The following is a 12,520-nucleotide window of genomic DNA, read 5'->3' as shown; positions in this document are numbered from 1 at the left end:
TACCGATATAGAATCAAAGTGGCCATAAATTTGGAAAAAACAACTAGACTCTATTGCCAATTAAGAAAAAGGAGCCTTCAATGAATAAAGTCGCTCTATTTAATATAGGAGATTTAGTAATTCACAAATACAGTCGCTACAGAGCTATTGTTGTAGATGTTGATCCTTTATTTCAGGCTTCCGGTCGCTACAATCCGCAGGCACCAAAACGAGAATTTGCCGCCCGTAATCCCTGGTACCGCTTACTGGTTGATGACAGCAGCCAAATGACTTACGTTGAAGAATGCAAGTTAATTGCAGATGCCAGCGAACTACCCATTAATAATCCACATCTTGCTATGTATTTGAAAGAGCATAAAGGACAGTATCATAATCCAAAAATGAAACATTAAGTTACGTACTGCGCAACATAAACACCATTAATGCAATAAAACCAATCAAAACAAGAGCTAACACACCCATAGTGAAAAAGCTTTTGTTTAAATTCTCTTTGCTGAATTGAGCAGGATTCCCTTTAATTGAACGGTACAAAATAAAAAGAATTATTCCTCCCCCAATAAGACCTAAAATTTCATACAACATTTGCATAAAGCCCCCTTATTTTGATAAAAAACTAAATGCATCAGAAAATAAATGCTCAGGTTCTACACCATATTCAATTAAGGCATCACGTGTACTGTATACCATATCATAAGGCCCGCTAATAACAATTTGCCAATCATTCAGATCGGCAAGATGTCTGGCAACTACAAAAGAAATCAATGGTTGTGAGTTTTCCGCAGAAAGGGAAGAAAAATAATGAAAGCCAGAGACATGAGCCTGCCATTGAGTTACTTTTTCATCCATATACAAATCATTTTGCATACGCGCCCCCCAAAATAACTCAAAAGATCGCCTATCTGCATTAAATAATAATTGTTCTATCATTGCTTTTACTGGTGCAAAGCCAGTTCCAGCCGCAATAAACAAGATAGGGCGATGAACTTCTAGATGTTCGAGACTACAGTCTCCAAAAGGCAAATTAATAGTTACACTTTCTTCTTTCTTAATGTGAGCAAACAAACGTTGCATGCAAAAATTTTCCGGGTTATGTCGGATATGCAGTTCATACTTACGTGAACCTAAAGGAGCATTTGCGATTGAATAACTCAATGCTTCTTCACCTAAAAGAATTTGCAAATATTGTCCTGCTTGATAATCTACATATTCTTCAGGTATTAAAATTAACTGCGTAATACTGTCAGTCAGGGGAGTTATCTGCTCTATATGGGCTTTAACTATTTTCCTACTCATGCTCCTAGTCCCAATGAGGACCAATAGCCATTTACTTTTTTTAATACGTCCTCATCCATAACAATGGGTTTCCCCCACTCACGTTGAGTTTCACCCAACCATTTACTGGTTGCATCCATACCCATTTTTGAGCCCAAACCCGAAACTGGGGAGGCAAAATCAAGATAGTCTATGGGCGTGTTATCCATCATCACTGTGTCCCGCGAAGGATCCATACGTGTAGTCATGGCCCATACTACATCCTGCCAATTACGAGCATCAATATCCTCATCACAGACAATCACAAATTTTGTATACATAAATTGTCGTAAAAAAGACCACACCGCCATCATAATACGCTTCGCATGGCCAGGATACTGCTTTTTAATGGTCACTACGGCTAAACGATAAGAACAACCCTCAGGCGGTAAATAAAAATCAACAATTTCCGGAAATTGCTTTTGTAATAAAGGAATAAACACTTCATTCAAAGCAACACCTAATATAGCAGGCTCATCCGGTGGACGACCTGTATAGGTGCTGTGGTAAATCGGACGATCACGATGAGTAATTCGCTCCACCGTAAACACTGGGAAAGATTGTACTTCATTGTAATAACCCGTGTGATCCCCATACGGCCCTTCAGGAGCATCAACTCCAGGCTGCAAATAGCCCTCTAAAATAATTTCTGCACTGGCAGGTACATGCAAATCATTACCAATACACCGAGTAAGGCGAGTACGTTGACCACGTAATAAGCCAGCAAAAGCATATTCAGATAAGCTATCGGGTACCGGCGTTACTGCAGCCAGAATGGTCGCAGGATCCGCACCTAAAGTTACAGCCACGGGAAAACGCTCACCAGGGTAAGCCTGTTGCCAGGCTTGATAATCCAAAGCACCTCCACGGTGTGACAGCCAGCGCATAATCAATTGATTTTTGCTTAAAAGTTGCTGGCGATAAATTCCCATATTTTCACGGTCCTGATGAGGTCCTTTAGTAGTAACCAATCCCCAAGTAATCAATGGAGCAACATCTCCAGGCCAACAAGTTTGAATCGGCAAGGAGGTTAAATCGACTGCCTCTTTTTCCCAAACATGGGTATGGCATTCGGCACCGCTGACGTATTTTGGTGCCATATTTAATGCCTGTTTTAACAAAGGTACTCTAGTAAACGCATCTTTGAACCCTTTAGGGGGATCAGGTTCTTTTAATGCTGCCAATAATTTACCCACCTCTCTTAAGGCATTAATGCTTTCTTCACCCATGCCCATGGCCACACGCTCAACTGTACCAAATAAATTAGTTAAAACCGGCATGTGATGATGAGGAGTATTAGTAAAAAGAAGAGCCGGTCCACCAGAACGTAAGACGCGATCACTGACCGCGGTCATTTCAAGATAAGGTGATACCGGATAATCGATACGTTTTAATAAGTCACGTGATTCTAATTGCTCTATAAAGTCTCTGAGATCAGAGTATTTCATTAAAAATTCCTCGCACTATCTCGGCTCACAGGGTTAAAGTAAAATCCTTCTCCACCAAGGGAAAAGGTGCCCCTCAGGGCCAACCCCAAGAACATTACCATTAAGTTTTGGATAAGGTCTGACAATTATTTCGATCCATCCATGCTGAAGAGCAGCCTTGGCACGAGCTTCAAAAACTTAATAGCAATGACCTCAAGGAGAGGATGTGTCACTTCTCAACAAACTTCATTAGTAACAACTACCGAGAAAAATTGCTTCGTTGACCTACGTCCTGCGACTACCCTCGTAAATACTCTAGTAAAACAAGATTTCTGAATCACGCGGACACATAGCGGAACGTAGGTACTACTTTTTTGCCAACTTATCAAGAAGATAAGAATTTTTTATCTCTATTATTCCTGACGTTTCATTGCATCAAAAAACTCAGTATTCGTTTTATGATTTTTCATGCGCTCAATTAAGAATTCAATCGCATCACATTCATCCATAGATTGGAGAATTTTGCGTAAGATCCACGTACGTTGTAAATCTTCAGGATTTAATAAAAGATCTTCACGACGAGTACCTGAACGATTAATGTTAATTGCTGGAAAAACTCGGCGCTCAGCAATATTACGGCTCAAGTGAATTTCCATGTTACCAGTTCCCTTGAATTCTTCATAAATTACTTCATCCATTTTAGAACCAGTATCAACTAGGGCTGTAGCAATAATAGTCAAGCTACCACCTTCCTCAATGTTACGTGCCGCTCCGTACAAACGCTTAGGTCTTTGTAAGGCATTGGCATCTACCCCCCCCGTCAATACCTTACCTGAAGAAGGAATTACCGTATTGTAAGCACGAGCCAAACGCGTAATGGAATCTAATAAAATCACCACATCACGTTTGTGTTCAACCAAACGCTTGGCTTTTTCAATGACCATTTCTGCTACTTGAACGTGTCGGTTAGCAGGCTCGTCAAAAGTACTGGCAACCACCTCTCCTTTAACAGAGCGTTGCATTTCAGTTACTTCCTCAGGACGTTCATCTATTAATAAAACGATGAGGTAACATTCTGGATAATTTTTTTCTATGGAACGAGCAATGTTTTGTAACATTAACGTTTTACCAGCTTTTGGAGGAGAAACAATCAACCCTCGCTGACCACGGCCAAAAGGAGCGCATAAATCAACCACACGAGCTGTTAAGTCTTCCGTACTGCCATTGCCTTGTTCCATAACCAAACGTTCTGAAGCAAATAAAGGAGTAAGGTTTTCAAAGAGAATCTTGCGCTTGGCACTATCAGGAGAATCATAATTGATTTCATCCACTTTTAACAAAGCAAAATAACGCTCACTGTCTTTAGGAGGGCGAATTTTTCCAGAAATAGTATCACCAGAACGTAGACCAAAACGTCTAATTTGACTTGGTGAAACATAAATATCATCAGGACCGGCTAAATAAGAACCATCTGCTGATCGTAAAAAGCCAAAACCGTCAGTCAAGACTTCCAAAACACCATCACCATGAATATCTGCCCCTTTTAAGGCATGGGCTTTAAGGATGGCAAAAATAATTTCTTGCTTACGCATACGTGAAGGATTTTCGACACCAATCTCTTGTGCTATATTGAAGAGATCGGCAATAGGCAATTGCTTAAGTTCACTAAGATTCATACTTCTCACTTGATTTGTTGTTTACGAATTGAGTTATCCGAGAAAATTTATATTAAGAACAGCAGCTAAGGATTCTGCTGCCTATGTGACTTTAAAAAAATTTTAAGGGGGCCACATAGGACAAACAGTATCACAACTTTACTTTAAGATCCAACATTTTATTAAAGAAAACATGTATTTTACATGTGGCTTTCAACAAAAGCACTTAATTGAGATTTGGATAGCAAACCCATTTTAACCGCTTCAACTTGACCATTTTTAAATAAAATCAAAGTAGGAATACTCATTACGCCAAATTTTGCGGGTGCTTCGGGATTTTCGTCAATATTAATTTTTGTAAAAGTAATTTCGCTGCCATGAGTTGCTGCAATTTCTTCCAGAATTGGAGTCAATGCACGGCAAGGACCACACCATTCAGCCCAAAAATCAACCAATACAGGCTTATTAGCGCTTATTACCTCCTGGTCAAAGCTTGCATCTGTTATCGTTTTAATAAGATCACTCATAAATAAAACCTCTGTTATTTAAAATTCATGTATGAAGCCAATACTCTATTATAGATCACCACCGAGGGCTTGCAACACACTCAATGCAGTAATTGCTGCCGTTTCTGTTCGCAATATTCTTGGGCCCAAAGATAAAAGCTGGAACGCGTGCTTTTTAGCAAATAAGATTTCATCTCGGGTTAAACCGCCTTCAGGGCCAATTAATAAAGCAACATCTGCTTGTGTAAAGGAATAAGCACGCCAATTTTTATTGTCGCCAGGATGTAAAAGTAATTTTAATGGAGACTGAACTTCGTGCAAATAACGTGCTAACGTACAAGGTTGATGTACTGTTGGCACAATATTACGACCAGATTGCTCACAAGCGGCAATAACAATCGACTGCCACTGATGCAGTTTTTTTGTCATGCGTTCTTTATCTAACTTAACCACACAACGTTCAGTAATAAGGGGAGTAATACTGGTAACACCCAATTCTACGGCCTTTTGCATCACGAACTCCATCCTCTCTCCCTTGGAAATAGCCTGAGCTAAATGGACCATTAAAGGTGATTCTTTATTCACCTCGTTTACTGCACCTACGGTAACTACAACTTGCTTTTTTTTCACGGTGGTAATCAGTGCCTCAAATTCACGATTATCACCACAAAATAAAGTGAGACGTTCACCCACCTGCATGCGCAAAACCACACCAACATGTTGACTTGCCTCTGGAGAAAGTTCTAAAAGCTGGCCACTTTGGTAATTGCCAGGTTGATAAATACGTACTATTCTCACCTAATATTCCTAAAAAAAAACTTATTTTCACCCTAACTTGGGGTAGGAAACTATTTTCACCAAGAAAATAGAAATGTCAACCACTCCCTAATTTATTTCTATTTTTTATAAGGAATACCTACAAAATAAGCATTCTAATTCTTTCATAATCATTCATGTGATAAAATTTGTAACTGCTGAGTCACTATGTAAAAATCTTGACGAACGACCAGATTGAAGTGCAGGTTAAACGAAAATTTATCTTTTACCAAGGAACCACGTACCATGAGTAGAACACGTATTGAATCGGACAGTATGGGCGAAATTGCTGTCCCAGAGGATAAATATTGGGGTGCACAAACTGAGCGCTCTCTACATCACTTTAATATTGGCAAAGACATTATGCCACGTGAAGTTATTCATGCGTTTGGTATCTTAAAAAAAGCTGCTGCGCTCACAAACATGGACTTAGGTAAACTTCCTAAAGATAAAGCTGATTTAATTGTTAAAGCAGCAGATGAGGTCGGTAAAGGCTTATTAGATGATCATTTTCCATTGCACGTTTGGCAAACAGGAAGTGGCACACAATCCAATATGAATGCAAATGAAGTAATTTCCAATCGCGCCATTGAATTAGCGGGTGGGAAAATGGGCAGCAAAATACCGATCCACCCTAATGATGATGTAAATAAGTCTCAATCCTCCAATGACACCTTCCCAACAGCCATGCATATTGCTGCAGCGATTGTTTTTAATGAAAAATTACTCCCCGCCGTTAAAAATTTACGAAATGCATTAGCGGTTAAAATGAACGCGTTTAAAGACATTGTTAAAATCGGTAGAACTCATTTGCAAGACGCAGTTCCTATTACTTTAGGTCAAGAATTTTCTGGTTATGTAGCTCAGCTTGATTCGTGTATCAAACGACTTCAGGACGTTTTACCTGAATTATATGAATTGGCTGCAGGAGGTACTGCCGTTGGCACTGGATTAAATACTCATCCACAATTTGCTAGCAAAGTTGCAGCACACATTGCACAAATTACTCAGTTACCCTTTGTGAGTGCTGAAAATAAATTTGCCGCTTTAGCCTCACATGAAGCACTAGTTTTTGCTCATGGTGCAATGAAAACTTTGGCTTGCGCCCTAATGAAAATAGCCAATGACATTCGTTGGTTAGCTTCAGGCCCTCGTTGTGGTATCGGTGAATTAATTATTCCTGAAAATGAACCGGGTTCATCCATTATGCCGGGTAAAGTAAATCCAACTCAATGTGAGGCCATGACAATGGTGTGCACTCAGGTCCTAGGCAACGATACAACGGTGGGGATTGCTGACAGCCAAGGTAATTTTGAACTGAACGTATTTAAGCCAGTAATTATTTTTAATGTGCTGCATTCAGCTAATTTATTAGCTGACACATGCCATTCATTTCAGAAATTTTGCGCTGAAGGAATAGAACCTAATTATGCAGTCATTGATTATTATTTGCATCACTCATTGATGTTAGTCACCGCTTTGAATCAGCACATTGGTTATGATAAAGCAGCGAAGATTGCAAAAACGGCACACCTTGACCATTCTTCTCTACAAGAAGCTGCAGTAAAGCTAGGCTTTTTAACCGCTGAACGTTTTGACGAGTTGGTAAGGCCCGAAGAAATGATTGCTCCCCAATGTGAGCAATAAATAAATCCAACCCTATTTTGCTAGAAAAGAGAGGGTTGGATTAGTGATGTAATCTGTATAAATCTTATTGGATTACAGGTAACTGCGGTGCTGCCTTACGTACTGGACCAGGTGTTGCTTGTTGCGTAGGATCTTTAGATGCATAAGTTTTTTGTACTGGTTTCGCTTTGTGAGAAACTTCTTTATGTTTTGACTGCATGGGCTCATAAGGCGAATTTGCTTGGCGTGAACCTTGCCTGTCCCACATGTTACATGCGCTTAATCCCAAAGAAAAAACCACAGCGAAACCCCATTTTACTGACTTATGATTTATCATTATTTGCTCCCTGCACGGTTAGTTAACTTATTAAATATAAATTATAAATATTAAAATCACCACCCCAGATAAGATTTTATCTTCTTCATAAAGACTTAATTTGTTTTTTCCATTACCCTATAACCCATCTATTTACTCTAAATAAAGGACTACACGCATGATTTATCCCAATATACTCACCACTATTGGCAATACTCCAGTAGTAAAAATTAATCGCTTAGGTAAGGAGCTTGACTGCGAACTCTATGCAAAATGTGAATTTTTTAATCCAGGTGGTTCTGTAAAAGATCGTATTGGTTATGAAATGGTAGTAAATGCTGAGCGAGATGGTTTAATTAAACCAGGAGACACGCTGATCGAACCAACTTCAGGGAACACTGGGATTGGGATTGCACTGGCAGCTGCGGTATTGGGTTATAAATTAATCATCACCATGCCAGAAAAGATGAGCCAAGAAAAACAATCTGTACTTGAACGCTTGGGAGCAAAAATTTACCGTACGCCTACTGAAGCAGCTTTTAATGATCCTGAAAGTCATATTTCTCTTGCAAAAAAATTACAAGCTGAAATTCCGCACTCCTATATTCTTGATCAATATGCAAATCCTAATAATCCCAATGCACATTATCGCGGTACGGCACAAGAAATCATTGATGATTTTGGCAAGGATTTACATATGGTGGTCATTGGCGTAGGCACAGGTGGCACTATTTCTGGTATTGGCAAACGTCTTAAAGAATTCAATCCTGCTATCCAAATTATTGGCGTTGATCCTGAAGGTTCAATTTTAGGCGGCGGTACAGAAATTAAATCTTATGATGTAGAAGGTATAGGTTACGACTTCTTCCCTGCCGTATTAAATAATAAATTAATTGATCATTATATTAAAACCAATGACATTAATTCATTTCATACAGCAAGATTACTTATACGTGAAGAGGGGTTGTTGGTGGGTGGTTCGTCAGGTGCAGCAATGTGGGCTGCTTTACAGGTAGCAAAATCACTAAGTAAAGGACAAAAATGTCTGGTTATTCTACCTGATTCAATTCGTAATTATATGTCTAAATTTGTAAACGATGACTGGATGAACGCTCACGGTTACCTTTAATAAGAAGAAAAACAACGGAAGTTTATTGTCTTCTTTCACCTCCTCATATGAAAGAGGAGGTTTTTTTATCGAGCTAAAGTTCCAACCTGGATATTTTCAATGCGATCAAATAATTGATCTTCTGTAATTGCTCCAGCAGCAATCCAACTTGCCAAAGTAGTAGCTAACAGAATTGTGTGCTGCTCTGGATGCACTTGTGCCTTGACAATAACCGGATTTATGGTTTGTTGTAACTGGGTAATGAAGGGGGCATTATTCAGTTGGAAAGGTACTAAAACAATATAGTAATCTCGTAATTGCTCATAACTAAGTTCTCCTGCAGCAACCATACTTAGAATCTTAGTAGTTTGTTGCTCGTAAGTGTGCAATCGCTCCTGATTATCAGTATTTATTGCAGAAACTATATCGTTAATAGTTCCTTCATTTTCACTAGGTATTTCAATAGGCTTAACCGTTACATCCAATTGACCAACAGAGGAAAAATCTTCCTTGTGTTTCACCTGAGGATAATATTTATTATAATCTTGAACCTGAATAAGTAATGCTGCGTGATTATTATCAAAATTTTTTTCGCGCCTCCTTAATTCTTTTCCAGGTTCTTTAAAAGATAATATAATGGATAATCCTAAAGTATGCTGCAACGCTTTTAGCGCACATACAGGTAATTGAGTATCAGGCTTTCGTAAATAGTTTTTTGCTGTTTTGGCAGTCAAATGCTCAAAAACATTGCGATAATTTAAGTTTACATGATCTGCATATAATTCATCGACGGTTAACTGACGGAGAACATAAGCCATACATTCAATCAATTCTGTCTTCCTTGGACTATTTAATAATCGTCTCATAAGATCGGTAGAAGGCATCGAAGGAGAATTATGGATAACATATTGAGGAAAATATTGTGAAAAACCACGCAGTATTTTTTTAATGCTCACATCATTAACTTGAGAATTACTTTGCAAATAATCAATTAAGGCCACTGCTACGGCATGAAATTGCTCACCTCCTACATTAATTACTTCGTAATTTTCGCCCCGCTGATTTGCATGCCGTTCAGGAGCTTTAAAAAAACTGTTACTACTCATAACCTGCTCCTACTCTAAAAAGATATCTTAATTCTAATAAATCTAAATTAAGGAAATATTAACCACTCGCTTGATTACATAAAGAAATTGTTTTCAAAATAAAAACTCTTTCCTAAAATTTCATTTCATCCTAATTCTAGACCACGAAAAATTATTTACACAATTTGCGTATTAAAATTAAAAATTACCGTATATTAAAACTAGCAAAATTAGGCTTGTCATAAATCCAATGTTGTAGCATGATCTTCTTAAGCATTGACCGCAGCTTATCATAATCAGCCTAGCCAGTTATAGAGAAGAGGATGATGAACTGTCAATGATCCTCAGTCTTAACTATTAATTCCTTAAAAAAGAAGGGCTTGTATTGATTGACGCAACATATCTGTTTCTTTATTTAGCACCTATAATTGCAGTTTTTTTTATTTATTTTCCGTTAAAAAGAAAACAATTTCATATTAATAAATGGCAAAAATCCTTAAATTTGACCAATCATGCTCGAGTTTTTCACCAGCTGTACCAAAACATCAATGGCTTTATTCTGTCGCAACAGGCACGAAAAAAATATGATACTCTTGATTATGTTTATGGAGAAATCAAATTTTTACCTTTTATTGCGCTGTTATCACTAACTAAACTGAATGATGAGACTGTATTTTATGATTTAGGCTGTGGTATCGGTAAAGCAGTGTTAGCCTGTGCCATGGTTTATCCAATTCGTAAAAGTGTGGGTGTGGAACTACTCCCAGAGTTATATTTTCAAGCCTGTAAACAAGTTACACAACTAGCAATTGTAAAAAACTATACCACACAAGCAAATAAAATCGAATTTATCCTTGGTGATTTTCTTGAAGTTAATTTAAATGAAGCAACCTTTATTTTTATTAATTCCACCGCTGTGTTTAATCCAACTTGGGAAAAACTATGCACACGCCTTGAGCGCTTACCGTGTCTAATGACAATTATAACCATTAGTAAAGCCTTGCGTAGTAAGAAATTTATAGTGGTTACTCAAACCTTGGTTGAGATGAGTTGGGGGATTGTTTTTGCCTATGTACACGTACGAAAAAAAGAATGATTACTAAGCACCTTGAAAAAATTGAATAATTTTTTACCCGATCTATACTTATAGATAAGGGACATTGTCAGCACCTAAATCTGTATTGGTGACAGGCTTTGGAATACGCGACAATAACGAGGTGGTTATGATTAAATCGGAACTCATTGAACACATCGCTGCTCGAATGACACATCTTACTGAAAAACAAGTGGCTGATGGGATTAATAGGATATTGGAATTAATGAGTGAAGCACTCATTAAAAATCAACGGATTGAAATTCGGGGCTTTGGTAGTTTCTCGCTACATTATCGTCCGCCTCGCAATGCTCATAATCCAAAAACTGGAGAAAAAGTAGTGACTAAAGCAAAATATAGTCCCCATTTTAAACCAGGTAAGGAATTGCGTGAACGCGTAAATGGATCACGTGCGCATTATAAGCTTCCAGAAGAGGAATAATGCGTATTGCTTACATCACGCAATGGCAAAAAGTTCCTGCTGTAACTATTTATGGGAAATACGTGAGTACCTCACCTCCCAATAAAGAGATTGCGTACATTTGAAATGAAGGGGTTATAGTTAAGTGCGTGGTAATGTCACACCAGTCTGCCCTTGATATTTACCACCACGATCACGATAAGAAACAGCACAAACTTCGGAAGCTTCTAAAAATAACATTTGCGCCACGCCTTCACGAGCATAGATTTTAGCAGGTAGCGTTGTTGTATTCGAAAACTCCAGTGTCACATGACCTTCCCATTCAGGCTCTAAAGGAGTCACATTCACAATGATTCCGCAACGTGCATACGTTGATTTACCAAGACATATAGTTAATACATTGCGTGGGATACGAAAATATTCTACTGTTCTAGCTAAGGCAAATGAGTTGGGTGGTATGATACATACGTCAGATTGTACATCAACAAAACTGTTTTCATCAAAAGCTTTCGGATCCACAATTGCAGAATTAATATTAGTAAAAATTTTAAATTCATTAGAACAACGAACATCGTATCCATAACTGGATACTCCGTAAGAAATAATACGCCCACGCTCATTTTGACGCACTTGACCCGGTTGAAACGGCTCGATCATTCCCTGCTCAAGAGCCATTTTCTCTATCCATCTATCTGATTTAATTGACACAGTTAAACCTCATAGCCTTTGCAAAAAAAACAGTTCTATCATAAAAAACAAATAAAGGAAATGCTTTAAAAGAAACAAGTCCCTAGTCAACATTGAATGCAGTAACGAACTAAGGGCTCGAGACTCTGTTCACAACAATAACTCGCTTAGAAATAAACACCAATTTGCGCGGAAAGTGTATTTGCAGAACGTCCTGTTCCCAATGTAGGTAAATTTACCGTACCGTTGGGAGCAGCACCGTTAGCAAATTGATAAACAGCATAATCAATATCATGACTGTATTCAATACTTTCTACGGTGTCTCTCCAAATGGAGATATTATATACACCGATAATTCGTTGCTTGGGTAAATTTAGAGCAAGAGCCTCTTTAGTCCATTGATACCCAAGACCTAGAGATGAGGGCCTCTTAAATGCTTTAAAAGTCATGCCAATTTCTGTGTGTACTG

15 protein-coding genes are annotated in these 12,520 nt (G+C 38.3%); 5 read left to right on the top strand and 10 right to left on the bottom strand.

From position 1 onward, the window contains the following. Positions 1-80: 80 nt before the first annotated feature. Entirely contained in the window at positions 81-392 is a 312-nt protein-coding gene (hspQ, locus tag WA877_RS10480) for a heat shock protein HspQ (RefSeq protein WP_425170862.1), read from the top strand. Position 393: 1 nt separating this feature from the next. Here the strand turns inward: hspQ and WA877_RS10475 are convergent, their stop codons facing one another. The 6 genes from WA877_RS10475 to WA877_RS10450 form a co-directional block, all read right to left on the bottom strand. After that, positions 394-588: a hypothetical protein gene (locus WA877_RS10475; RefSeq protein ID WP_425170861.1), complete on the bottom strand. Its 195-nt coding sequence runs from the start codon at positions 586-588 to the stop codon at positions 394-396. Positions 589-597: 9 nt separating this feature from the next. Further along, positions 598-1,293, bottom strand: coding sequence for an NAD(P)H-flavin reductase (locus tag WA877_RS10470; protein WP_425170860.1), 696 nt, complete (start codon positions 1,291-1,293; stop codon positions 598-600). Then, positions 1,290-2,759 carry a 4-hydroxy-3-polyprenylbenzoate decarboxylase gene (gene ubiD / locus WA877_RS10465; RefSeq protein ID WP_425170859.1) on the bottom strand — a complete coding sequence of 490 codons (1,470 nt, stop codon included), beginning with the start codon at positions 2,757-2,759 and terminating at the stop codon, positions 1,290-1,292. The genes WA877_RS10470 and ubiD overlap by 4 nt, the downstream gene beginning before the upstream one ends. A gap of 392 nt (positions 2,760-3,151) precedes the next feature. After that, a complete protein-coding gene (gene rho / locus WA877_RS10460; protein ID WP_425170858.1) occupies positions 3,152-4,414 on the bottom strand; it encodes a transcription termination factor Rho in 1,263 nt (420 codons plus the stop codon). A gap of 179 nt (positions 4,415-4,593) precedes the next feature. Continuing rightward, a complete protein-coding gene (gene trxA / locus WA877_RS10455) occupies positions 4,594-4,920 on the bottom strand; it encodes a thioredoxin (RefSeq protein WP_425170857.1) in 327 nt (108 codons plus the stop codon). 48 nt (positions 4,921-4,968) lie between these two features. Next, on the bottom strand, positions 4,969-5,697 hold the full coding sequence (locus WA877_RS10450; protein WP_425170856.1) for a 16S rRNA (uracil(1498)-N(3))-methyltransferase: 729 nt from the start codon (positions 5,695-5,697) through the stop codon (positions 4,969-4,971). 264 nt (positions 5,698-5,961) lie between these two features. Here WA877_RS10450 and fumC point away from each other — a divergent pair, with 264 nt between their 5' ends. Continuing rightward, the gene (gene fumC, locus WA877_RS10445) at positions 5,962-7,362 is read left to right on the top strand and encodes a class II fumarate hydratase (RefSeq protein WP_425170855.1); all 1,401 of its coding nucleotides are present in this window, start codon (positions 5,962-5,964) and stop codon (positions 7,360-7,362) included. 64 nt (positions 7,363-7,426) lie between these two features. Here fumC and WA877_RS10440 read toward each other — a convergent pair whose 3' ends face one another. Further along, positions 7,427-7,678: a hypothetical protein gene (locus WA877_RS10440; RefSeq protein WP_425170854.1), complete on the bottom strand. Its 252-nt coding sequence runs from the start codon at positions 7,676-7,678 to the stop codon at positions 7,427-7,429. Positions 7,679-7,835: 157 nt separating this feature from the next. Between WA877_RS10440 and WA877_RS10435 the strand changes: the two genes are divergently transcribed. Continuing rightward, positions 7,836-8,786, top strand: coding sequence for a pyridoxal-phosphate dependent enzyme (locus tag WA877_RS10435; RefSeq protein ID WP_425170853.1), 951 nt, complete (start codon positions 7,836-7,838; stop codon positions 8,784-8,786). A 65-nt stretch (positions 8,787-8,851) separates the two neighbouring features. On the opposite strand, the gene WA877_RS10430 is transcribed toward WA877_RS10435, so the two are convergent. Next, entirely contained in the window at positions 8,852-9,871 is a 1,020-nt protein-coding gene (locus WA877_RS10430) for a hypothetical protein (RefSeq protein ID WP_425170852.1), read from the bottom strand. Positions 9,872-10,235: 364 nt separating this feature from the next. Between WA877_RS10430 and WA877_RS10425 the strand changes: the two genes are divergently transcribed. Both WA877_RS10425 and WA877_RS10420 read left to right on the top strand, forming a co-directional pair. Further along, positions 10,236-10,946, top strand: a complete 711-nt coding sequence (locus WA877_RS10425) for a hypothetical protein (protein WP_425170851.1) — start codon at positions 10,236-10,238, stop codon at positions 10,944-10,946. Between the two features lie 127 nt (positions 10,947-11,073). Then, a complete protein-coding gene (locus WA877_RS10420) occupies positions 11,074-11,385 on the top strand; it encodes an integration host factor subunit beta (protein WP_425170850.1) in 312 nt (103 codons plus the stop codon). 120 nt (positions 11,386-11,505) lie between these two features. On the opposite strand, the gene dcd is transcribed toward WA877_RS10420, so the two are convergent. Further along, the gene (gene dcd, locus WA877_RS10415) at positions 11,506-12,072 is read right to left on the bottom strand and encodes a dCTP deaminase (protein ID WP_425170849.1); all 567 of its coding nucleotides are present in this window, start codon (positions 12,070-12,072) and stop codon (positions 11,506-11,508) included. A 146-nt stretch (positions 12,073-12,218) separates the two neighbouring features. Further along, a partial coding sequence (locus WA877_RS10410) for an LbtU family siderophore porin (protein WP_425170848.1) occupies positions 12,219-12,520 on the bottom strand: 302 nt, incomplete at its 5' end.

The organism is Legionella sp. (assembly GCF_049790535.1).
In the GTDB taxonomy this organism is placed as follows: domain Bacteria; phylum Pseudomonadota; class Gammaproteobacteria; order Legionellales; family Legionellaceae; genus Legionella.
Note: the sequence above shows the minus strand (reverse complement) of the source record. Positions and strands in the feature narration are given on the sequence as shown.

Excerpts from the sequence above, each read along its gene's own strand:
- hspQ (WP_425170862.1), top strand. The coding sequence starts at position 81 with ATGAATAAAGTCGCTCTATTTAATATAGGAGATTTAGTAATTCACAAA.
- WA877_RS10475 (WP_425170861.1), bottom strand. The coding sequence starts at position 588 with ATGCAAATGTTGTATGAAATTTTAGGTCTTATTGGGGGAGGAATAATT.
- WA877_RS10470 (WP_425170860.1), bottom strand. The coding sequence starts at position 1,293 with ATGAGTAGGAAAATAGTTAAAGCCCATATAGAGCAGATAACTCCCCTG.
- ubiD (WP_425170859.1), bottom strand. The coding sequence starts at position 2,759 with ATGAAATACTCTGATCTCAGAGACTTTATAGAGCAATTAGAATCACGT.
- rho (WP_425170858.1), bottom strand. The coding sequence starts at position 4,414 with ATGAATCTTAGTGAACTTAAGCAATTGCCTATTGCCGATCTCTTCAAT.
- trxA (WP_425170857.1), bottom strand. The coding sequence starts at position 4,920 with ATGAGTGATCTTATTAAAACGATAACAGATGCAAGCTTTGACCAGGAG.
- fumC (WP_425170855.1), top strand. The coding sequence starts at position 5,962 with ATGAGTAGAACACGTATTGAATCGGACAGTATGGGCGAAATTGCTGTC.
- WA877_RS10440 (WP_425170854.1), bottom strand. The coding sequence starts at position 7,678 with ATGATAAATCATAAGTCAGTAAAATGGGGTTTCGCTGTGGTTTTTTCT.
- WA877_RS10435 (WP_425170853.1), top strand. The coding sequence starts at position 7,836 with ATGATTTATCCCAATATACTCACCACTATTGGCAATACTCCAGTAGTA.
- WA877_RS10430 (WP_425170852.1), bottom strand. The coding sequence starts at position 9,871 with ATGAGTAGTAACAGTTTTTTTAAAGCTCCTGAACGGCATGCAAATCAG.
- WA877_RS10420 (WP_425170850.1), top strand. The coding sequence starts at position 11,074 with ATGATTAAATCGGAACTCATTGAACACATCGCTGCTCGAATGACACAT.